The following is a 20128-nucleotide window of genomic DNA, read 5'->3' on the forward strand; positions in this document are numbered from 1 at the left end:
TCAAATGCGGCATCGTCGGACTGCCCAACGTCGGCAAGTCCACCCTGTTCAACGCGCTGACCGAAACGGCAGCGGCGCAGGCGGCCAATTACCCCTTCTGCACGATCGAGCCGAACATCGGCAACGTCGCAGTGCCCGACGCGCGGCTCGAAAAGCTCGCCGCCATCGCGGGCAGCAAGAAGATCATCGCGACCCAGCTCGCCTTCGTCGACATCGCGGGCCTGGTGCGCGGCGCGTCGAAGGGCGAAGGCCTCGGCAACCAGTTCCTCGGCAACATCCGCGAAGTCGATGCGATCGTCCATGTCCTGCGCTGTTTCGAGGATGACGACATCCAGCATGTCGAAAACCGCGTCGATCCGGTCGCCGATGCCGAGACGGTCGAAACCGAGCTGCTGCTCTCCGACCTCGAAAGCCTCGAAAAGCGCGTCCCCGCCTTTGTGAAGAAAGCCGCGCAGGGCGACAAGGAATCAAAGATCGCGGCCTCGGTGCTGGGCCAGACGCTCGAACTGCTGCGCGAAGGCAAGCCGGCACGGTTGACCGAGCCGAAGGACGAGGAGGAAGCCCGCGTGCTGCGCACCGCGCAGCTGCTGACCAGCAAGCCCGTCCTCTATGTCTGCAACGTCGACGAAGGCAGCGCCGCCAACGGCAACGCCTTCTCCGAGAAAGTCTTCGCCAAGGCCGCCGCCGAGGGCGCGCAGGCCGTCGTCGTCTCCGCCGCGATCGAAAGCGAACTGGTGACGATGGAGATGGCCGACCGGATGGAATTCCTCGAGGAAATGGGGCTGCACGAAACCGGCCTCGCCCGCGTCATCCGCGCCGGCTACGAACTGCTCCACTTGTTGACCTTCTTCACCGTCGGGCCGCAGGAAGCGCGCGCCTGGACCGTCCACACCGGTGCGACCGCGCCCGAAGCGGCGGGCGAAATCCACAGCGATTTCCAGAAGGGCTTCATCCGCGCCGAAACCATCGCTTACGACGACTATGTCGCGCTGGGCGGCGAAGCCAAGGCGCGCGAAGCCGGCAAGCTGCGCGCCGAGGGCAAGGCCTATGTCGTCCACGACGGCGACGTGATGCATTTTTTGCATAGCTAGGATAGAGAATCGATACGAACTACTAGTTTAGGACTCTTGCACCACATAGAGTTGTGCATTGAATTCCCGCAAACCGACATCAGCCAAGATTTGTAAGCTTTTCATATCGCTATCAGCGACAGACGAGAACGTTGGAATTGCAGGAACATTGGCCTCTTGTCGCTCAATAAAGGTATCGGCAGCCGATATCGGCAAAACCTCTTTGATAATCTGCTCTTGGAAGACATCTTCGATCATCTGCCGCGCGCTCTGTTTCTCGCGAATACGCTTGCTAAGCCTTTCCCTTGCGTAAGATGCCTCGAGCACAGCCTCATCAGCGACCTCCCGCAGAGGTCGCTTATCTTCGGAAAGACGATCCCTGAGAAGGCTTTCTACCTCAAATATCCCAAGACCTTCGATGACTCGCGGTTCTGACATTACTACGCAGGTTCCACCATCGAACGAAACGCAATGCTCCTTATCATCTGAAAAATGGCCTATATCCTGTGGTCTTGTGAAAAATGAGCGCTGGCGAACCGCCCCCGAGAGGAACGCTTGATCGAACTCATGTTTTTGGTGGAACATCGGCGCCGCATAGAAAACTATGTTTGGACTCTGATCCAGCTCCACTAGCATTTCATGCTGAAATGAATCAGATTTTCCTGTTATTTTCATCCTGTAATATGGAACGTCCAATCGTGCGCCTGCCTTAATTTCTTTTGCGCTACTTCTTTTCAGGCATTCGGACCGCTTAAACTGAATAAACATCGGAACGCCAGGCGCTTCTAGTTTCACATCGTAGCCTCCGCCTTCCCGTCCTTCTTCAATCAACGATGGGAAAATCGGAGCGGCGGACAAACTACCTAATGACAAAACCAGTTCATGAGTCAGAGCGAACCCATAAGAAAACTCGGATATCAGTGATTTCATTGTTATACTTTGCGCTTCCAATGAACCTTGCGCAAGAGACAGATAGGACTATATTTCCGTACGAAGACTTATGATTGTTAAAAGGCTTCAAAAGCTCTCAGGATCGGACACGGCCCCTTGTCGCTCGCCACGCATTGGTCGGCGAGGCGCGCGAGCGCGGCGCGGGTTTCGGTCATCTGCGCGATCTTGGCGTCGAGGGCCTCGATACGCTGACGTGCGAGGTGGCGCACCTGCACGCGATCGTCGCCCACCTCAAGTTCGAGCAATTCACCGATCTCGTCGAGCGTGAAGCCCGCACCCTGCGCCGCGCGGATGAATTTCAGGCGCCTCAGATCATCCGCATCATAGCGTCGGATTCCTCCGCCCCAGCCGTCGCCGCCAGTGCGCGCGGGCGTCGCGAGCAGGCCGCGCCGCTGATAATAGCGGATCGTTTCGACCCCGACGCCGCCGGCGGCGGCCAATTTCCCGATGGTGATCTGCATCGCTTGACTCCGTACCATGGTACGGATGCGATATGGGGGGCATGACGAGACAAGCAACCCTCTATCGCATGGTCATGCCCGGCCACACCTGCCCCTATGGCCTGAAGGCCAAATATCTGCTCGAACGGAAAGGCTTCACGGTCGACGACCGTTGGCTGACGACGCGCGAGGCGGTCGATGCCTTCAAGGCCGAACACGGCGTCAAGACGACGCCGCAGACCTTCATCGACGGCGAGCGGATCGGCGGCCATGACGATCTGCGCCGCCATTTCGGCCTGCGCGTGCGCGATCCCGACGCGGTCAGTTACCGCCCGGTGATCGCGCTGTTCGCGATGACAGCGCTGATGGCGGTGGCCGCCAGCCATGCGGCGTTCGGCACGGCGCTGACGATGCAGGCGGCGGAATGGTTCGTCTCGTTCAGCATGGTCGTGCTTGCCCTACTCAAACTGCAGGATGTCGACAGTTTTTCGACGATGTTCCTGAACTATGACCTGCTCGCAAAGCGATGGGTGCCCTATGGCAAAGTCTATCCCTTCGCCGAGGGGCTGGCGGGTGTGCTGATGACCGCGCACGCCCTGCCCTGGCTGTCGATCCCCGTCGCGCTGTTCATCGGCACCATCGGCGCGGTGTCGGTGTTCAAGGCGGTCTATATCGACAAGCGCGAGCTCAAATGCGCCTGCGTCGGCGGCAGCAGCAAGGTGCCGCTGGGCTTTGTTTCGTTGACCGAAAATCTGGCGATGATCGGCATGGCGGCCTGGATGCTCGTCGGCTGATCGGGACTATTGCGCCGGGGGCTTGTCGGCCGGATCATCGCTTTCGGCGGGTTCGGCGGGCGCGACGTGATTTTCGTCCTGCCATTCGGCGGCATCGAGCGCCGGCTTGCGCCCGAACAAGCCGCCGATCGCGTTGCGGAAAGCCGCGAACAGGGCGATGACGCCGATCACGATGAACTTGCCGAATTTGAGGAGCACCGCGAGCAGTCCGACCTTCTTTGCGACCGCCGCCGTCGCGCCGACGGCGACCAGCCCGGCAAGGCCATATTCGGCCTTTTTGTCGGTCGAGGGATTATAGTCGGCATAGCGCGCGCCGGTGCGGAAGCTGCCGACTGTGGCGAAGGTCTTGGCCGCCTCGCGGACCTCGGCAAGCTGGCCCATGTCGGCGAGGATGTTCATGCTGAGCACCCCCGAGCGGCCGAGCAGGCGGATGTCGTAGTTGAGCGTGTCCTGCGCCATGCCGTCGAATTTGATGTCGCGCGCCCAGACCAGCGAGTGTTTCTGGGCGTCATAGGTTGGCGCCTGCGCCCAGCGCTGCAGGATGCCGGCCGGATAGCCTTCGGCACGCGTAGCGGGCGCCTGTTCCTCGTCGGCGGCCTTCATATTCGCCAGCATCTCGTTGTAGTCGATCGTCTTGGCATCGTCGTCGGAGACATAGCCGGTGTCCTCGAAGGTGATGACGGCCGACCAGGTGTCGTCGGTGAAGCTCTTGCCTTTCGGAAAGACCATGCCGAGCACTCCCGTCGCGGCCCCCGGCGGGTTGCGCCAGACATCGACGAGGATCGTCCGCGCCTCCTCAGGACCCACGAAATAATAGGCGTCGCCCAGATTGAGGTCGGCGTTCGCGACCGCGATATGGATCGTCCCCGTCTGGCGCTTCATCGACTTGGTCAGGCGGTCGGCCGCCTGTCGCTGCGCCGCGATCGCCGCCTGTTCGGCGGCAGGGCTGGGCGCGGTGGTCGCGCTGGCGGCGGGCATCAGCACCGCGAGCGCCACGGCGCCGGCGACGGACAGAACTGCACGCGATTTCAGCAATGTGATCATGATCTTCCCCCCGGATAGATGAGTCCCTAGTTCCAGAAAGACCAGCGCACCGCAAGCCCGATCCCGCCGCAGCCCGCAACCCTTTTGTCATGATCGCGGTACATGGGATTTCCGCATCGGCTGGGCTATGTCCGGCGCAACGCCGAATCATCAGACAATGGGAACTGCCATGTATAATCGCCGCTCTTTTCTCGCCGGAGCGACGCTCGCCGGACTCGCCGCACCGGCGATCGTGCGCGCGCAGGGACTGTTCCGCGATTTTCCCTTCAAGCTGGGAGTCGCGGCGGGCGATCCGGCGAGCGACGGGTTCGTCATCTGGACGCGGCTCGCGCCCGAACCGATGGAGCGCCACGGGGGCATGCCGCTGACCAACATCCCGGTCGACTGGGAAGTGTCGCCCGACAGCGGGTTTCGCGAAATCGTCGCCAAGGGCACCGACCTCGCGCGCCCCGAACTCGCGCACAGCGTCCATGTCGAGGTCGCGGGATTGCAGCCCGACCGGCCCTATTTTTACCGCTTTACCGCGGGCGGCGAACGCAGCCTGCGCGGGCGCGCACGTACCCTGCCCGCCCCCGGCGCCAGGGCCGAGGCGCTGAAATTCGGCGTCGCGGGCTGCCAGCATTTCGAGGCGGGCTTCTTCGGCGCCTACCGCCACCTCGCGCGTGAGGACCTCGCCTTCGTCTATCATTATGGCGACTTCATCTACGAATATAGCGAGGAATATCTGTTCAACACCGGGCTGCCGACGCGCCCGGTGCGCAAGCATGCGTTTCGCGCGCTGGTCGACCTCGAAGATTTCCGCACCGCCTATAGCCAGCAACTCGGCGACATCGATTTGCAGGCGGCGCGGTCGGTCCACGCCTTTCTGTCGAGTTTCGATGATCACGAGATCCGCAACGACTGGGTGTCGGACATTGACAATTGGAAGATGGGCCTACCCGGCAACGACCCCGATGCCGCGCCGCCCGAAGTCTTCATGCTGAAGAAACAGGCGGCGATGCAGGCGTGGTACGAACATATGCCGGTGCGCAGGGCGTTGCTGCCGCGCGGCGGCATGGTCGCGATGAACCGCGAGTTCCGTTATGGCGACCTGATGGCGATGCAGTTGCTCGACACGCGGCAATATCGCAGCGACCAGCCGTGCGGCGACGGGTTCAAGCCTGCCTGCCCAGAAGTGAACGGCAAGGACGCGCAAGTGCTCGGCAAAGCGCAGGAAGAATGGCTCGGGCGCAACCTGGCGAAGGGCGGCGCGACGTGGAACGCGCTGGCACAGCAGATCACGATGATGTCGCTCGACCGGCGCCGCAAACCCGACGAGCCGGCGAAAATCCTCAACCTCGACAGCTGGGCGGGATATGAGCAGCCACGCGAGCGGGTGTTGTCCCGCATGGCGGGGCTGAAGAACTGCGTCGTGCTGACCGGCGACGAGCATCAGAATTTCTGCGGCGACCTGGTGCTCAAGGACAAGGTCGTCGGCGGCGAGTTCGTCGGCACATCGATCACCAGCGGCGGCGACGGCAGCGACAAGCGCCAGGGCACCGACGAATGGCTCGCGCTCAACCCCGAGTTGAAATTCGCCAATGACCAGCGCGGTTATATGGTCTGTGACGTCAATCGCGAGGCGTGGCAGACGCATTTCATGGTGGTCGACAAGGTGACGACGCCGGTCAACACGCTGTCGAAGCGTGCGACCGGCGTGGTCGAAAACGGCGTCGCCGGGATCAAGATGAGCTGAGACGCCTCAGGCGTCGCAGCTCCAGTCACCGTCGAAACTGGTCGGCTTACCGAACGGGCGGCTGGCCGCCAGCTTGGCCTTCGTGCCGCCTTCCGACGGTTCGACGGTCAGGCTGAGGCCCGGACCCGAAAGGTCCATGCCCTTCTTAAGTTCGTCGAAGCCGCCGGGCCCCGCGATACGCTGAACGCGGCTACCGACCTTGACCGCACCCTGTGCGGTCGCGTTCGCGTCAACGTCGGTCTTGACGACGAGCGCGGGCGCATCCTGTCCGTCGATCGTGAAACGGCACGCGCGCTCGCCCTGCAGCGCGAGCAATTCGCCCTTGCCGATCGCGGCCAGTTCGATCGGCTTTTCGCTGCCGGTGTCGGGCACATCGGCCTTTTCCGCAACCGGAGCCGGCGCGGCCGCCTTTTCAGCCTGGGGTTCGCCCGAACAGGCCGCGAGGAGGAGGGCAACGCCAAGCGGCGCAGCAATCGTCAATTTCATTGATGGATACTCCATGGAGGGGAGCTCGCCCCCTAGCCCCGATTTCGTCCCAAAGCCGAGCAAAAAATTCTATTTCCGCCCGAAAAGCCTTTCAACATCGTCCATCGCGAGCTTCACCCAGGTCGGGCGCCCATGGTTGCACTGGCCTGAATGCGGGGTGATTTCCATCTGGCGGAGCAACGCATTCATCTCGGCGACACCCAGCGTGCGGCCGGCGCGAACCGAGCCGTGGCAGGCCATCGTGGCAGCGACGAGTTCGAGCTTTTCGTTGAGTCCCAGCGCGGCGTCATAACCCGCGAGATCGTCGGCGATGTCGGTGACGAGCTTGATGCAATCTATATTGCCGAGCATCGCGGGAGTCGCGCGGACCATCACCGCGGCGGGGCCGAAGCGTTCGAGTTCGACGCCGAGCGCCGCAAGTTCGCCCGCCGCCGCCTCTAGCCGGTCGCAGGCGGGCTCGTCGAGTTCAACCACCTCGGGGAGGAGCAGCCCTTGCGAGGGCACCGCGCGGCCCGTCATGCCGCCGCGCAGCTGTTCGAGCACCAGCCGTTCGTGCGCGGCATGCTGGTCGACGATGACGAGCCCGTCCTCGGCCTCGGCGACGATATAGGTTTTGGCGATCTGACCGCGCGCGATGCCGAGCGGATGGGCTTCGGCTTCGGGCACGGGGGCGGCGGCAACCTCGGCGCGGCCGGCGAGCGGCGCGGGCGCCGAAGCGAAGGGCACAAGCCGGTCATAAACGCGCGCGACATCGGCGGCGGGCGGCGCGATGTCGGCGCCGAACAGGTGCACCGCGGGTTCGGTGCGCGGCGCGGCGCCGAAAAGGAAGCCGGTCGTCGGCGCCGGCGCCACCGGCTCCTGCTGCCAGGCCGCGAGCGCCGCCTCGGCGGGGCGCTGGACGCTGCGGAAGCCATGTTCGTCGAGCGCGCGGCGCAGCCCGCCGACGATCATGCCGCGCACCAGTTGCGGATCGCGAAAGCGCACCTCGGTCTTGGCGGGGTGGACGTTCACGTCGACCTCGCTGGTCGGCACGTCGAGGAACAGCGCGACGACGGGATGTCGATCCCGCGCGAGCAGGTCGGCATAGGCGCCGCGCAGCGCGCCGACGAGCAGCCGGTCCTTCACCGGTCGGCCGTTGACGAAGAGATATTGGTGGTCGGAAATACCGCGATTGTAGGTCGGCAGGCTGATCACCCCGCCCAGATGCACGTCGCCGCGGTCGAGATCGACCCCGATGCTGTTGCCGGCCAGGTCACGGCTGGTCAGCGCCGCAACGCGCGCCAGCCGGTCCTGTCCAGCCTGCACGTCGAGTACCCGGCGTCCGTCATGCTCCAGTGTGAAACCGACCTCCGGATTGGCCATGGCGAGGCGCTTCACCACGTCGAGGCACGCGGCATATTCGCTGCGCCCGCTGCGCAGGAATTTGCGGCGCGCGGGGACGCGCGCGAACAGGTCCTCGACCAGCACGCGGGTGCCCTTGGCCAGCGCCGCGGGCCCTTCGGCCACCACCGCACCATTGTCGACGACCCGCCGCCAGCCGTCGGCGCCGGGCGTCCGGCTTTCGAGCGTCAGCCGCGCGACGCTGGCGATCGACGGCAGCGCCTCGCCGCGAAACCCGAGCGTCGTCACAGCCTCGATCGCGTCGTCGGGGAGCTTCGACGTCGCATGGCGTTCGAGCGCCAGCGCCATGTCGGCGGGGGTCATGCCCGACCCGTCGTCCTCGACCTCGATTCGCGCGATTCCGCCATCGGCGATTCGCACCGAAATTCGGCGCGAACCCGCGTCGATGGCGTTTTCAACCAGTTCTTTTAGCGCCGCAGCCGGTCTTTCGACCACTTCACCGGCTGCGATCCGATTTACGAGGGTTTCGGGCAGGCGGCGTATTGACATAGTCCCTCTCCTAGCGCAGTCGGGCGCAAATCGCGACCCACCCGCACAGCCTTATCTTCCCGTCCAGCCAGCCCCACCAGGGACGGCCGGAATCTCCCTCAGATTTGGTCCTGTTGACGGACGGGAAAGCGCGCTGAATATTGGCGACGGGGCGGTCCGTCCGCATGAAGACAGGAATGACGATCGATGTCCTTTTTTTCGCGTTGGTTTAAGTTCAATTCCCAAGACATGGCGATCGACCTCGGCACTGCCAATACGGTGGTTTACGTCCGCGGCAAGGGCATCGTGCTCAACGAGCCATCGGTCGTCGCGGTCGAGACGATCAACGGGGTCAAGCGCGTCAAGGCGGTCGGCGACGACGCCAAGCTGATGATGGGCAAGACCCCCGACAGCATCGAAGCGATCCGCCCGTTACGCGACGGCGTCATCGCCGACATCGACGTCGCCGAACAGATGATCAAGCACTTCATCACCAAGGTGCATGGCGGCAAGCCCAATGCGTTCCGCAGCCCCGAAATCGTGATCTGCGTCCCCTCGGGCTCGACCAGCGTCGAACGCCGCGCGATCCGCGATGCCGCATCGAACGCCGGCGCGAGCGAAGTGTGGCTGATCGAAGAACCGATGGCCGCCGCGATCGGTGCCGACATGCCGGTGACCGAACCGATCGGTTCGATGGTCGTCGACATCGGCGGCGGCACCACCGAAGTCGCGGTGCTTTCGCTCCGCGGTCTCGCTTACACCACCTCGGTCCGCGCCGGCGGCGACAAGATGGACGAATCGATCGTCTCCTATGTCCGCCGCCACCATAATCTGCTCATCGGCGAGGCGACCGCCGAGCGGATCAAGAAGGATTTCGGCATCGCGCGGATTCCCGCGGATGGCGTCGGTCTGACCATCCACATCAAGGGCCGCGACCTCGTCAACGGCGTGCCCAAGGAAATCTCGATCAACCAGGCGCAGATCGCCGAAGCGCTGTCCGAACCGATTGGCACGATCGTCGAGGGCGTGCGCATCGCGCTCGAAAACACCGCGCCCGAACTCGCTGCCGACATCGTCGACCAGGGCATTGTCCTGACCGGCGGCGGCGCGCTGATCGCCGAGCTCGACGAACTGCTCAAGGACGCGACCGGCCTGCCGGTGACGGTGGCCGAGGATCCGCTGACCTGCGTCGCGATCGGCACCGGCCGCGCGATGGAAGACCCCGCCTTCCGCGGCGTGCTCCAGCAAGCCTGATAGGGTAAAGCTGCATCATGGTCCGCCCGGCACATCGACGTCCGGGGCAATCCCGCAAGGCCCAGACGAGCCTGTTCGTCGCCTATGTCATCGCGGTGACCGGGGCGGTGGCGGGCCTGTTGCTGGCGATCCTGTCGGTTGCCGATCCCGTGGGTTTCGCGGCGCTGCGCGTCGCGAGCCATGAGGTGACCGCGCCGGTCGCGCGCGGCAGCCGTTCGATCATCGGTTCGATCTCGGGCATCGATGACTGGGTGTCGGCCTATGTCGGCGCGGGGTCGCAGAACCGCCGCTTGCGCAAGGAACTCGCCGACACGCGGCGCCAGCTGGTCGCGACGAGCGCGCTGCAGGAAGAGAATCGCCAGCTCAAGGTACTGCTCAAGCTGCAGGAAACCGACAAGGCCGCCTTTGCTAACGGCTATCTGCTCACCTCCACCTCGACAAGCAGCAAGCGCATCGCGCTGCTCAGCATCGGGCGCAACCTCGGCGTCGCGTCGGGGCAGCCGGTTCGCGGGGCCGATGGGCTGATCGGGCGGGTGCTGTCGAGCGGCCCCTCGGTTTCGCAGGTGCTGCTGCTCACCGACATCGACAATGTCGTGCCGATCCGCCGCGCTCGCGACGGGCTCCCCGCGCTCGCCAACGGCCGGGGCAACGGCGACCTCGATATCCGCACCCTCAACATCGCGAACAATCCGTTCAAACCCGGCGATATCCTCGTCACCTCGGGCACGGGAGGGTTGTATCCGCCTAATATTCCCGTCGCGATCGTCGTCCGGCGTACCGCTGACGGCGCTCTCGCTCGCCCGCTCGCAGACCCGGCCCAGGTCGACGCCGTATCCGTGCTGCGCGCCTACACCCCCGACAATATCGAGGCGCAGGCGGCCCCCGCTCCGGCGCCCGCGCCATGAACCGCACCGACACGCGCCGGCTGGGCGAGCCCGCCTCGCTGTGGCGGATGCGGATGGTGCCCGTGGCCAGCGTCATGATCGCCTCTGCGCTGCCGTTGATGCTGCCGATGGTCGCCAGTTCGCCGGTGCTGCCGCCGCTAGGGCTGCTGTTCTTCCTGTGCTGGCAATTGCTGCGCATCGAAATGTGGCCGGTGTGGATCGGCCTGCCGCTGGGCCTGTGGGACGATCTGTTCAGCGGCGCGCCGATCGGCTCGGCGATCGCGCTGTGGACCTTTGTCAGCATCGCGATCCAGTATTTTTCGCAGCGTATCTATTGGCGCGGCTTCTTTCACGACTGGGCGATCGCCGCGCTGCTCGTCGCGATCATTCAATCGCTCGCGGCGCTGATCGCGCATCCCGATGCGCACACCGGCAAGGTTCTCGGCCTTGTGGCCCCGCAGATCATCGTGTCGGCGCTGCTCGTCCCGCTGTTCATGCGGCTGACCGGCATGTTTGACAATTTCCGCCTGAAACGCCGATAGTTCCCACCCATGCCCCGGAAAAAAAGTCCACCGATCACCGAAGCCTGGAGGGGCATGACCTTCACGCGCCGCGCGTTGCTCGTCGGCGGCGGACAGATGGTCATCGGTGCCGCGCTCGCGACGCGCATGGCCTATATATCGGTTGTTGAAAACGACCGCTATGTGCTTGAATCCGAAAGCAACCGTGTCAATCTTACGCTAACCCCGCCGCGCCGCGGCTGGATCGTCGACCGGCATGGCAAGGCGCTCGCCAACAACCGCGTGTCCTTGCGCATCGACCTCATCCCCGACCGACTGCACAACAAGGATATGGTGCTCGGCCAACTTCGTACCCTGCTGCGGCTCGACGGCGATGCGATGGACCGGATCAACCGCGACCTCAAGGCGGCCTCGGGTTTTCAGCCGGTGGCGGTCGCCGAGGATCTGTCCGAGGGGGACTATGCATCGATCCTCGTCCGCCTGCCCGAACTGTCCGGCGTCGCGCCGCAGCGCGGCTTTGCGCGCAACTATCCCACCGGCGCGGCGGTCGGCCATCTGATCGGCTATGTCGGCGCCCCGAATGCCGAGGAATATCAAAAGGACAAGGACCCGCTCTACATCACGCCGGGGTACAAGATCGGTAAGGACGGGCTCGAGAAATATTTCCAGCCGATGCTGAAGGGTACCCCGGGCGCGAAGCGCGTCGAGGTCACCGCGCGCGGCAAGGTCGTGCGCGACCTGACGACCACGTCGGACATCCAGGGCAAGACCGTCCACCTGACGATCGACGCAGACCTGCAGGAATATGTCGCGCGGCGGATGGGGCGCGAGTCGGGCGCTGCGATCGTTATCGACTGCCAAAACGGCGATATCCTCTCCTTCGTCTCGATGCCGAGCTTCGATCCGAACAGCTTTTCGGACGGGATCAGCAACAGCGAATATGCCTGGCTGCGTGCCGACGATCATCAGCCGTTGATCAACAAGGCGACGCGCGGCCTGTATCCGCCCGGGTCGACGCTGAAGCCGATGGCGGCGATCGCCGCGATCGAACATGGCGTTCACCCGAGCGAACGTCACACCTGCATCGGCGGCTACCGCCTCGGCAACCGCTTCTTCCGCTGCCTCGGCACCCATGGCAGTCTCGACATGCCGTCGGCGATCATGAAAAGCTGCAACAGCTATTTCTACTGGCTCGCCGACCGGCTGGGCTATGACGCGATCGCGCCGACCGCGCGGCTGATGGGCCTCGGCGAGGAATTCCAGCTTGCGGGCAGCAGCCAGCGTTACGGCACCATTCCCGACAGCGCGTGGAAGATGAAGAAATACGACCAGAAATGGTCGGCCTCGGACTCGCTGAACTCGGTTATCGGACAGGGCTATGTCAGCGTGAACCCGCTCCAGCTCGCCGTCATGGCGGCGCGGATCGCGTCAGGGCGCCGGCTGTATCCGCGCCTGATCAACCGCGAATTCAAGAACGAGCCCCTGCCCTTTTCCCCCGAAGCGCTCGCCGTCGCCCGCCACGGCATGGACCTTGTCGTCAATGGCGCCGGAACCGCGGTGCGCAGCCGCCTGCCGCTCGACGGCATCACCATGGCGGGCAAGACCGGCACCGCGCAGGTGCGCGGACTGGGCACGGGGAACGGCAAAAGCGGGACATGGAAATTTCGCGACCACGGCCTGTTCATCGGCTTCGCGCCGGTCGTCAATCCACGTTACGCGACCGCGGTCGTGATCGAACATGGCATGGGCGGCGCGCGCGCCGCGGCGCCGATAGCGAAGGATTTCATGACCTTTCTGTTCGATCGCGAAAAGGCGATGGAAGCGCTCGATACCTTCGAGGCCGGCTGGGGCGGCACGATCAAGGAGCGGATGGACCGCGACTATGCGGCGTGGAAATCGGGCGCATCGAGCGACCCCGAGCCCGGAGTTCCGCAATGATCCCGGTCCCGCCAGCCATACAGCGGATTCCGTGGAAGCTGATCGCGATCCTGGCCGGCATCACCGGTTTCGGCCTGCTCGTCCTCTATTCGGCGGCGGGCGGCAACTGGTCGCCCTGGGCGCTGCAGCAGGGGGTGCGTTTCGTCGTCTTCCTGAGCGTCGCGCTCATCATCGGGCGCTTTCCGATCCGGATCTTCGAGGATTTCGCCTATATCGGCTATATCGGCGTGCTGGTGCTGCTGGTCGCGGTGGAATTGCTCGGCTTCGTCGGCGGGGGCAGCCAGCGCTGGCTCAACCTCGGATTCATGAACCTGCAGCCCTCGGAACTGATGAAGGTTGCGATCGTGCTGGCGCTCGCGCGTTTTTATGCCCAGCTGCCGCCGGGCAACACGCGCACCTGGACCGCGCTGTGGCCGGCGCTTGTCCTGATCGGCCTGCCGGCGGCGCTCGTGATGCTCCAGCCCGACCTCGGCACCGCGCTCGCCATCTGCGCCGGCGGCGTCATCGTGATGTTCGTCGGCGGCCTGCCCTTCTGGTGGTTCGGCAGCGCCGCCGCCGCGGGCGCCGCCGCCCTGCCCGTGCTCTTCTCGATGCTCCACGACTATCAGCAGAAACGCGTCCTGATTTTCCTCGATCCCGAAAGCGACCCGCTCGGCGCCGGCTATCATATCAGCCAGTCGAAGATCGCGATCGGGTCGGGCGGCATTGGCGGCAAGGGTTTCCTCAACGGCTCGCAAAGCCACCTCGATTACCTGCCCGAGGGGCATACCGATTTCATCTTCGCGACGATGGCCGAGGAATGGGGGCTGATCGGCGGGCTCGCGCTGCTGCTCGGCTTCTTCCTGCTGCTGCGCTGGTCGACCCGCGTCGCGCTGAAGGCGCGGACGCGCTTCGGGCAGCTGACCGCGACGGGCCTCACGATGACGATCTTCTTCTATATCGCGATCAACCTGGCGATGGTGATGGGGCTAGCGCCCGTCGTCGGCATTCCGCTGCCGCTCTTTTCCTATGGCGGCTCGTCGATGCTGACGATCATGACCTGCGTCGGCATCGTCCTGGCGATCGAGAATGACAGCAAAAAGCAGAGCAGCCGCCTCAGCTGACGAAAATTGTCGAGAAAAATGCGCAGGAGGCATTGCCATCCCCGCAAGGCCATGATAGCGGGCCGCTCGCTTCGCAGCAAAGGGTCCTTCCCAACGCTCCAAAGCGCGCCGGAATACGGTAGTGGACGCATAGCTCAGTTGGTAGAGCAGCTGACTCTTAATCAGCGGGTCCTAGGTTCGAGCCCTAGTGCGTCCACCATTTTCTCAATGACTTAACGGCCACTTCCTCCTTTCATTCCGACAATGTCATTTGCGCATTCCGACAAGTCAGCGGGCGCGCTTCCCTAGCAGAAGATTGCGGACAACTCGGTTGGAATGATCGCTCTCGACGGGCAAGCCCTCTCGAACGCCGACATGCTACGCCGATCAATAGATCTCGTGCCAATTCTCGATTTCGGACGAGCGGTTCGCGAGGCCGAAGCAGATAAGCCCAGGGCGACTGGCCGATGCCGAACCTTTTTCCAGCCGGTATTCGAGGCGTCGGCAGCGGAAACCCTCGACCTGCTCCTCGCGCGTGACGGTCAGCATGCCCTTCGCGGCCCGCCCCTGCCAGCGGTGGACATGGCCGACCCGCCAGCTGCCGGCGCGTTTCGCGCGTTCGCCATATTGGCCGCTGAACTGGTCGTAGGGAAATTTGGGACGGCCATCGAAGTCGATCCCGCCCTCGCAATCGTTGCAGCTGACCTCGCCGAACTTGTTGTAGCCGACCTTTTGCGCCTCGATCTCGGGCGGCACGCGAAGATCGTCGATATAGGCCGCCCTGACGGACGTCGCGCGAGCGGGTTCCGGTGCGGGCGCGGGGTCGTTCGAACCCGTTTCGCTGCCCTCCTCTGCCCCGTCGGGAGACGGCTCGCTTCCACCGCCGCCGCGCAGCCCGCTCGCGATCGTGTCGCGCACGACGCTTTGGACCTCTTCCTCGGCCTGCTGCGCGGTGCGATCGACGAGGCGCTTGAGCAAGCTTTGGGCCTGCGCCACGTGGGCGATGCCGAACAGCGTGGCGGCCGCCACAATCGTGCGAAAAACCTGTCGCATGAGGGTCTCCTGATTGTCGTGATGCCGGGGGAAAGGGTCAGCCGAGGTCGGTGGTCAGCGTGGCGGTCAGCCGGCGCGGCAAATTGTAGAGGTAGATGCCCGACGGCCCGTTCGCCCAACCGAATTTGTTGCCGACATTGGCGATCTGGACGCGCAGCGTCGCGGGCGCCTTGCCAAGCTTGAAGCGATAGCGCCCACCGATCGACGCGATCGCGCGCGCCGGAATGACGAGCTTGCCGTCGGTGCTCGCGACGCGGTCCGAGGTGCTTTCGACGACGAGGTCGACCGAGACGGCGGGCGCGAAGGGCGGCCGGTAATCGAGCACGGCGGTCGACAGGCGACCGAAGCTTGCGAGCGGCTTCCGGCCGAGCTGCCCGCTGTCGACCGCGTCGCCCGACAGCGTCGCGTCGATCAGCGCGGTGCCCGCGATCGCGGTGAGTCCCGGCGCGATCTGCCCCGATAAGGAGAATTCGGCGCCGCGATGGCGCACATCGCCCAGCTGGCGAAACACCCGCGCCGTATCGACCGAGTAGAAGGGCTTGGACACCTCGAACACGCCCGCGACGAGGCGGATCGCCGGGGTGATCGACCAGCGCACGCCGGCGTCGAACTGGCGGGTGCGGATGGCGGGGGGTGCCTCGTCGCGGTTGACCGCGTGGCCGGGCGCAACCGGGCTTTCCTCCAGCCCCTGCGTATAGCTGCCGTAAAAGGCGAGCGACGGCGACGCATAGACGGCGGCGGTCGCGTTGAGCAGCAACGGGCCGTCCTTGGTCGTGATGACCGGCGCGCCGGGGCCGAAGACGCGCTTGCGATAATCGGTCTTTTGCAGCCCGACGCTGATTTCGCCGACATCCTTCCACCGCCCCTCATAGGCGATGCCCGCGGTCCATTGTCCGACCGTGTCGCGCGTCTGCGGGCCAAAGCTGGTGACCGGTTCGGGGACGGTCACCGGGTCCTCGAGCGGATGGTTGCCGATGAAGATCTCGCGGCTGCCGCCATAGGTGCGCGACCTGTCGCGGCCCTTCAGCGACAGGTGCAGCGTATGCAGGCGCGGCCCGTCGGCGAAACGCCGCGACAGCCGCACTTCGCCGCTGGTCGAGGCCGAGCGGCGGCCGGGCTCGGCGATCACCACCTCGTCGGCGGTCCCGTCGGGGCGGACGTTGAGGAAGAGCTGGGTGTGCGAGCGGTCGAGGTCGACGATCGAGCGGAAGGCGCCGGCCTTGAGCGTCCAGTCGCCGCGCCGGATCGTCGTCGTCAGGCCGGTGGCGATGGTCTGGCCGTCGTTGGCCGCCCATTTCTGCCCGATCCGCTTCACCCGCTCGAGCCGCGGCGGCAGATAGTCGCCGGCGGTAAGCAGCAACGGCGGCAATTCCTCGTCGGCGATGCCGATGCGGCTCCAGAAAGGCGTGACCTCGACCCCGTCGATCGGCTCCCAGCGCGCGATCGCCGCCATGGTGCGGAATTGCGCGCTGCCGCCCGTATGGTTGCGGTCGGAAAAATAGCCATAGCCCGCGCCGAGCGACAGCCGGTCGGTCACCGGCAGCTGGCCGTCGAGTTCGACCACCTTCGCGCCGAAGGGCCCGAGCCGCCCGCTGACGCTGAGCAACCGCTTTTCACCGGGCTTGCGCAGCTCATATTCGGCGATGCCCGTGGGCGCGGGAAAGGGATAACCCTGCGCCGACAGGCCGACGCGCATTTGCAGTCCCGCGATCACCCGATCGGTGAAGCTCGCCTGCTGGTCGATATAGAGACCGTCGAGGCGGATATTGCCCGCCTCCGCGGCCGAGAAGCCGCGGACATAATTGGGATTGTAGATGCCGATCTGCTCGCCGCCGATCGAGGTGCCGAAGGCATCCTCGGCGCTGGTCGTCGCATTGTCGTCGGTGCGCTGGGCGAGCGCGGGGGCGGGCGCGGCGGCGAGCGCCAGCCCGAGCGTGGTCAGGGTAAAGCGGCGCATCATTTCACCTCCTTCATACGGCGTTGAACATCGTCCCAGTCGGTCATGAACATCGCCGCGGCGAGGCGTGCCGCGGGGCGTTCAGGGCTCAGCCGATCACCGCGCAGGTCGTCATTTTCGTGGGAGTAGCTCGACATATGGACGAGCAGCGGGTGGATCCCCGCCGCGCCGGGCTGATACCAGCTGCGGTCGTGCTGCAATTGCAGCGCGAGCGGGCGCGGACCCCAGGCATATTCGGAATCGGGATCATAGTCGGGGAGCCGGTCGGCGACATACAGGCCATAGGCCGCGCCGGTGCGGACCTGGAATCCCCCGCGCTGCACGCCCTCAGCCTGTACCTGGCGGCGCGCCATCATGTCATAGGGGTTGAGGAAAACGCTCAGCACTGCGCCCTCCTCCGACGGGGTCAGGTAGCGGCCGTCGCGCTGGACCGTGTCGGAACTGCCCTCGATCACGCTCTTGGCGCGGAGGGTGAAGGTCGCCCCGACCAGCCGCACGCCATCGAGCGTCGGCACGACCGCGATGTTGATGTCGGCGTGCAGGCTGGTGCCGCGCACGTCGCGCAGCGACGGCTGGCGCATCAGCGCGTCGAACGCGACCATCGCGCGGCGGCGCAGCAGGTCGATCTCGGCGATCGGAATCCGCGCCAGATTGCGCGGCTGGTGGACATGGACGTCGGGCGCCTTAGACGCCCAGCCGGGCAGGCCCGCACCGGGTTCGGGCGCGGTGCCCGACCAGCGTGCCATCAGCTTCTTGGGCGCGCGGCTGTCGCCGGGCGCGGCGTGCGCCGCAAGAATGGCGGGCGCAGCCGCGAACAAGCCGAGCATCGCAAGACGGATCAGGGGATTTTTCATCGGTCGGACTTTCGAACGGAGAGGATAGCCATCAACCCGGCAGGCCGAGCGCGCCGCCGAGACCGCGCAGCAGCCCGCGCTTCTTCTTCGGCTTTTCATCAGCGGCGGGCACACCCTCGTCTTCCTCGCCCGCCATCATCGCGGCGAGATCGACCCCGAGCAGGCTCATATGCCTCGCCCGGGTGCGCAGCTTGACACTCCAGCCGGCGGGCGCCTCGCGCGGCGAGCCATAATTCGCCTCGGGGCCATAAGCCGTCATCATCAGCATCGCCGATTCCGCCGCGGTGGCGACCGCCGTGGGCACCGCGCATTCGGTCGCCGCGGGCGCGAGCAACACGCGTTGCTGGACGAGGCGCGCGATATCGCCCTGTTCGAGATAGTCGGGAAGCGCCATCGCGGGCATGCGCACCGTGCTCGACGTCCACATCACGATGGTGCCGTCCTCCTTGGCACCGGTGACCGACAGCAGATAACCGCGCGCATTGGCGAGCGCGGGCCAGCTGACCTTGACCGCGCCCGAGGCGAGCGGGCCACTCCGCGGCGCGAGCGGCGCGAGGAAGTCATTCCCCGCGGCGACGGCAAAGCGCATCTCGGGCGTATAATTGCCCTGTACGACATGATCGCCGATCAGCGAGCCACCGCCTGGCACGCGCGTGCCACCCCGGCTGTTCGGCCATTCGCCATAGGTCGCGTGGCTCGCGGTCGACGGCGGCGTCATCGTGCGCACATCGGGCAGGACGCCAAAGGGCGAGGCGGCGCCGGGCTTCATCGTCGCGAGATCGATCACCACCGGCTGCCCGGCGGGCGTGGTTTCGCCGCAGCCCCAATAAAGCTCGATCCGTCCCTTGGGCTTGTCGGCCGGGCCGGGTCGGAAATCGGGCCGCCCGTCGGGCTTGGGCGTTCCAACCGCCGGAGTCAGCAGCGGCAGGCGATCGCCGGCGCGCAGCCCCTGCGGCGGCACATGGTCGGCGCTCGGCGCCGGGTTGCGGCGCACCGACCCGAGCTGAAGCATGAGAGTCTTTTCGACCCCCGCGGGCTGGCCGGTCGCCATGCCCGACACGGTTTCGGCCGAGAGCCAATAGACCGCGTCGATCTTTTGCTTGGGCGCGGGCTGCGCAGTGGCGGCGGTCGCGGCGATGGCGAGCACGGCGAGCGCGCTGCCGGTGAGGAGCATCTTCATGATCAATATCGCTTTCGGGTCAGGGCTGCCGGGTCGCGGCGGGGGTCGCAATCGGCGGCGAGACGTGGAGGCGCAGGCCCGGATGATCGATGACGAAGCGCCGGTCGGCGAACATGTCGATACCCAGGATCACCGCGGGCTGTTCGAGCGTGAAGCCGAGGATCTTGAAGATCGAGAGATCGGCGATACGGACCTTCCTGCCCTCGACCTTTGCTTCGCCGATGGTCAGCGCCGCGATCGGCGCCTCGACGCTGGGCATCGCATGGTTGGTCGCGCCCTTGATGTCGGTCGCCTTGACCACCCCGGGGCTGTCGGGGCTGATCCCGATCGCCTTCGCCGCCGCCCAGTTGATGATCGTGCCGCGCGCGCCGGTGTCGAGGATCGCGGGGACTTCGACGCCATTGAGGCGGATCGTCAACCGCGGCGCGCGCATGTCGTCGAGGGTGAAGGGCACCGAGGCCGGGAGGCCGTCCAGCCCGTCGGCCTCGACCTTTCGCGTCATGCGCCAGCGGCGGCCGGGAATGTCGAGTTCGACCACGAAATCGGCGATGATGTCGGCGCCGAGGATGCCGTCGACGCCCAGATGGTCGGTCGGCCCGGGGGGCAGCAGCATCAGTTCGGGCGCGCGGAAGACATGGCCCGCGACCTCGACCTGGCTGACGATCGTCGTTTCGACATCGCTGCGGCCCGCCGCGCCATCGAGCGGGTCGTCCGACAGCTTGGCGACCAGCCCCGGCATTTCGGTGCGCAGCTTGGGCATGATCGTCGTGCTGCTCGCCGCGGTGTCGATGACGAAGCGCCGGGGCGCGCCGTCGTCGATGCGGACGAGCACCACCGGGTGGCCCGAGGGCAGGATTTCGAGCGGCTGCGCGGCCGCGGCGGGCGCCGCGATGGCCGGCGCGGGTTCGGCGGCGGCTGAGCGCGTCTCGGCGAGGATGAGGGCGCCGAGCAGGCCGAAGGCGGCCAGCCCCGTGCGATAACGATGTGCCATAGCGTGTCTCCTGGGCGGCGAGCTG

General features: G+C 65.6%; 18 protein-coding genes and 1 tRNA gene. 9 read left to right on the top strand and 10 right to left on the bottom strand.

Going from position 1 to position 20128, the window contains the following annotated elements:
* The coding region (gene ychF, locus ASD67_RS13430; protein ID WP_056348542.1) for a redox-regulated ATPase YchF at window positions 1-1091 on the top strand (1091 nt) is incomplete at its 5' end.
* Between the two features lie 27 nt (window positions 1092-1118).
* Here ychF and ASD67_RS13435 read toward each other — a convergent pair.
* Both ASD67_RS13435 and ASD67_RS13440 read right to left on the bottom strand, forming a co-directional pair.
* Window positions 1119-2000, bottom strand: coding sequence for a hypothetical protein (locus ASD67_RS13435; protein WP_156377711.1), 882 nt, complete (start codon window positions 1998-2000; stop codon window positions 1119-1121).
* A 77-nt stretch (window positions 2001-2077) separates the two neighbouring features.
* Window positions 2078-2482, bottom strand: a complete 405-nt coding sequence (locus tag ASD67_RS13440; RefSeq protein WP_056347989.1) for a MerR family transcriptional regulator — start codon at window positions 2480-2482, stop codon at window positions 2078-2080.
* A 41-nt stretch (window positions 2483-2523) separates the two neighbouring features.
* Here ASD67_RS13440 and ASD67_RS13445 point away from each other — a divergent pair, with 41 nt between their 5' ends.
* A complete protein-coding gene (locus ASD67_RS13445; protein WP_200938029.1) occupies window positions 2524-3255 on the top strand; it encodes a MauE/DoxX family redox-associated membrane protein in 732 nt (243 codons plus the stop codon).
* A gap of 6 nt (window positions 3256-3261) precedes the next feature.
* Here ASD67_RS13445 and ASD67_RS13450 read toward each other — a convergent pair whose 3' ends face one another.
* The gene (locus tag ASD67_RS13450) at window positions 3262-4299 is read right to left on the bottom strand and encodes a DUF2167 domain-containing protein (RefSeq protein ID WP_082545048.1); all 1038 of its coding nucleotides are present in this window, start codon (window positions 4297-4299) and stop codon (window positions 3262-3264) included.
* A 169-nt stretch (window positions 4300-4468) separates the two neighbouring features.
* On the opposite strand from ASD67_RS13450, the gene ASD67_RS13455 reads away from it, so the two are divergent.
* Window positions 4469-6034, top strand: a complete 1566-nt coding sequence (locus ASD67_RS13455; protein WP_056347991.1) for an alkaline phosphatase D family protein — start codon at window positions 4469-4471, stop codon at window positions 6032-6034.
* Between the two features lie 6 nt (window positions 6035-6040).
* Here the strand turns inward: ASD67_RS13455 and ASD67_RS13460 are convergent, their stop codons facing one another.
* The gene (locus ASD67_RS13460; RefSeq protein WP_056347992.1) at window positions 6041-6520 is read right to left on the bottom strand and encodes a hypothetical protein; all 480 of its coding nucleotides are present in this window, start codon (window positions 6518-6520) and stop codon (window positions 6041-6043) included.
* Window positions 6521-6589: 69 nt separating this feature from the next.
* A complete protein-coding gene (gene mutL / locus ASD67_RS13465) occupies window positions 6590-8410 on the bottom strand; it encodes a DNA mismatch repair endonuclease MutL (protein WP_056347994.1) in 1821 nt (606 codons plus the stop codon).
* Between the two features lie 186 nt (window positions 8411-8596).
* Here mutL and ASD67_RS13470 point away from each other — a divergent pair, with 186 nt between their 5' ends.
* The 6 genes from ASD67_RS13470 to ASD67_RS13495 all read left to right on the top strand — a co-directional run bounded on the left by ASD67_RS13470 (window position 8597) and on the right by ASD67_RS13495 (window position 14288).
* Window positions 8597-9643: a rod shape-determining protein gene (locus ASD67_RS13470; protein ID WP_056347999.1), complete on the top strand. Its 1047-nt coding sequence runs from the start codon at window positions 8597-8599 to the stop codon at window positions 9641-9643.
* Window positions 9644-9660: 17 nt separating this feature from the next.
* Complete coding sequence (gene mreC, locus ASD67_RS13475) at window positions 9661-10548, top strand: rod shape-determining protein MreC (RefSeq protein WP_056348001.1); 888 nt, start codon at window positions 9661-9663, stop codon at window positions 10546-10548.
* Window positions 10545-11069: a hypothetical protein gene (locus ASD67_RS13480; protein ID WP_056348003.1), complete on the top strand. Its 525-nt coding sequence runs from the start codon at window positions 10545-10547 to the stop codon at window positions 11067-11069. The genes mreC and ASD67_RS13480 overlap by 4 nt, the downstream gene beginning before the upstream one ends.
* A 54-nt stretch (window positions 11070-11123) precedes the next feature.
* Complete coding sequence (mrdA, locus tag ASD67_RS13485) at window positions 11124-12986, top strand: penicillin-binding protein 2 (protein WP_235535678.1); 1863 nt, start codon at window positions 11124-11126, stop codon at window positions 12984-12986.
* Window positions 12983-14089 (top strand): rod shape-determining protein RodA, encoded by a 1107-nt coding sequence (rodA, locus tag ASD67_RS13490; protein WP_056348005.1) that lies wholly within the window; start codon window positions 12983-12985, stop codon window positions 14087-14089. Before mrdA ends, rodA begins: the two co-directional genes overlap by 4 nt.
* A gap of 123 nt (window positions 14090-14212) precedes the next feature.
* A tRNA-Lys gene (locus ASD67_RS13495) sits at window positions 14213-14288 on the top strand.
* Window positions 14289-14455: 167 nt separating this feature from the next.
* On the opposite strand, the gene ASD67_RS13500 is transcribed toward ASD67_RS13495, so the two are convergent.
* The 5 genes from ASD67_RS13500 to ASD67_RS13520 are packed head-to-tail and all read right to left on the bottom strand — an operon-like array spanning window position 14456 to window position 20103.
* The gene (locus ASD67_RS13500; RefSeq protein ID WP_056348006.1) at window positions 14456-15121 is read right to left on the bottom strand and encodes a hypothetical protein; all 666 of its coding nucleotides are present in this window, start codon (window positions 15119-15121) and stop codon (window positions 14456-14458) included.
* Between the two features lie 37 nt (window positions 15122-15158).
* Entirely contained in the window at window positions 15159-17078 is a 1920-nt protein-coding gene (locus ASD67_RS13505) for a TonB-dependent receptor domain-containing protein (RefSeq protein WP_162248581.1), read from the bottom strand.
* Window positions 17078-17932 (bottom strand): hypothetical protein, encoded by an 855-nt coding sequence (locus tag ASD67_RS13510; protein ID WP_056348009.1) that lies wholly within the window; start codon window positions 17930-17932, stop codon window positions 17078-17080. The genes ASD67_RS13505 and ASD67_RS13510 overlap by 1 nt, the downstream gene beginning before the upstream one ends.
* A 31-nt stretch (window positions 17933-17963) precedes the next feature.
* Entirely contained in the window at window positions 17964-19112 is a 1149-nt protein-coding gene (locus tag ASD67_RS13515; RefSeq protein WP_056348013.1) for a hypothetical protein, read from the bottom strand.
* A gap of 19 nt (window positions 19113-19131) precedes the next feature.
* Window positions 19132-20103 (bottom strand): aspartyl protease family protein, encoded by a 972-nt coding sequence (locus ASD67_RS13520; protein ID WP_056348015.1) that lies wholly within the window; start codon window positions 20101-20103, stop codon window positions 19132-19134.
* Between the last annotated feature and the right edge of the window lie 25 nt (window positions 20104-20128).

Origin of the sequence: Sphingopyxis sp. Root1497 (assembly GCF_001427085.1) — a bacterium.
Classification (GTDB): domain Bacteria; phylum Pseudomonadota; class Alphaproteobacteria; order Sphingomonadales; family Sphingomonadaceae; genus Sphingopyxis.